General features: G+C 52.2%; 1 rRNA gene. It reads right to left on the bottom strand.

Annotated features, from left to right (window positions below):
• Positions 1–14: 14 nt before the first annotated feature.
• Positions 15–2,273: ribosomal RNA gene (locus ABH959_RS29375) — 23S ribosomal RNA — on the bottom strand; the annotation flags it as partial.

Here is a 2,273-nt window from a genome sequence, read left to right as displayed (position 1 = left end):
TTGCTTCATATTATATGGTTAAGTCCTCGATCTATTAGTATTCGTCAGCTCCACATGTCACCATGCTTCCACCTCGAACCTATCAACCTGATCATCTTTCAGGGATCTTACTAGCTTACGCTATGGGAAATCTCATCTTGAGGGGGGCTTCATGCTTAGATGCTTTCAGCACTTATCCCTTCCGCACATAGCTACCCAGCTATGCCCTTGGCAGAACAACTGGTACACCAGCGGTGCGTCCATCCCGGTCCTCTCGTACTAAGGACAGCTCCTCTCAAATTTCCTGCGCCCACGACGGATAGGGACCGAACTGTCTCACGACGTTCTGAACCCAGCTCGCGTACCGCTTTAATGGGCGAACAGCCCAACCCTTGGGACCGACTACAGCCCCAGGATGCGATGAGCCGACATCGAGGTGCCAAACCTCCCCGTCGATGTGGACTCTTGGGGGAGATAAGCCTGTTATCCCCGGGGTAGCTTTTATCCGTTGAGCGATGGCCCTTCCATGCGGAACCACCGGATCACTAAGCCCGACTTTCGTCCCTGCTCGACTTGTAGGTCTCGCAGTCAAGCTCCCTTATGCCTTTGCACTCTACGAATGATTTCCAACCATTCTGAGGGAACCTTTGGGCGCCTCCGTTACACTTTAGGAGGCGACCGCCCCAGTCAAACTGCCCACCTGACACTGTCTCCCGGGTCGATAAGACCCGTAGGTTAGAATTTCAATACAGTCAGGGCGGTATCCCACCAGCGCCTCCACCGAAGCTAGCGCTCCGGTTTCAATGGCTCCCGCCTATCCTGTACAAACTGTACCAAAATTCAATATCAGGCTACAGTAAAGCTCCACGGGGTCTTTCCGTCCTGTCGCGGGTAACCTGCATCTTCACAGGTACTATAATTTCACCGAGTCTCTGGTTGAGACAGTGCCCAAATCGTTACACCTTTCGTGCGGGTCGGAACTTACCCGACAAGGAATTTCGCTACCTTAGGACCGTTATAGTTACGGCCGCCGTTTACTGGGGCTTCAGTTCAGAGCTTCGCTTACGCTAACCCCTCTCCTTAACCTTCCAGCACCGGGCAGGTGTCAGCCCCTATACTTCGCCTTACGGCTTCGCAGAGACCTGTGTTTTTGCTAAACAGTCGCTTGGGCCTATTCACTGCGGCTTTCCGTTAAGAAAGCACCCCTTCTCCCGAAGTTACGGGGTCATTTTGCCGAGTTCCTTAACCAGAGTTCTCTCGCACACCTTAGGATTCTCTCCTCGCCTACCTGTGTCGGTTTGCGGTACAGGCACCTTTTATCTCGCTAGAAGCTTTTCTTGGCAGCGGGGAATCAAAGACTTCGCTCCATAAGGAGCTTCCCCATCACAGCTCAGCCTTTACGATAAGCGGATTTGCCTACTTATCAGCCTAACTGCTTGGACGTGCACAACCAATCGCACGCTTCTTCTATCCTTCTGCGTCCCTCCATTGCTCAAACGATAAAGAGGTGGTACAGGAATATCAACCTGTTGTCCATCGCCTACGCCTGTCGGCCTCGGCTTAGGTCCTGACTAACCCTGAGCGGACGAGCCTTCCTCAGGAAACCTTAGGCATTCGGTGGACGGGATTCTCACCCGTCTTTCGCTACTCATACCGGCATTCTCACTTCTAAGCGCTCCACCAGTCCTTCCGGTCTGACTTCACTGCACTTAGAACGCTCCCCTACCACTGATACCATTGGTATCAATTCGCAGCTTCGGTGGTGTATTTAGCCCCGGTACATTTTCGGCGCAGAGTCACTCGACTAGTGAGCTATTACGCACTCTTTAAATGGTGGCTGCTTCTGAGCCAACATCCTAGTTGTCTAAGCAACTCCACATCCTTTTCCACTTAATACACACTTTGGGACCTTAGCTGGCGATCTGGGCTGTTTCCCTCTTGACTACGGATCTTATCACTCGCAGTCTGACTCCTAAGGATAAGTCATTGGCATTCGGAGTTTGACTGAATTCGGTAATCCGATGAGGACCCCTAGTTCAATCAGTGCTCTACCTCCAAGACTCTTACACTTAAGGCTAGCCCTAAAGCTATTTCGGGGAGAACCAGCTATCTCCAGGTTCGATTGGAATTTCTCCGCTACCCACACCTCATCCCCGCACTTTTCAACGTGCGTGGGTTCGGGCCTCCATTCAGTGTTACCTGAACTTCACCCTGGACATGGGTAGATCACCTGGTTTCGGGTCTACGACCACGTACTAAACGCCCTATTCAGACTCGCTTTCGCTGCGGCTCCG

Origin of the sequence: Bacillus sp. RC51, from assembly GCF_044908115.1 — a bacterium.
Taxonomy (GTDB): Bacteria; Bacillota; Bacilli; order Bacillales; family Bacillaceae_G; genus Bacillus_A; species Bacillus_A mycoides.
This window is presented reverse-complemented; position numbering and strand designations above follow the sequence as displayed.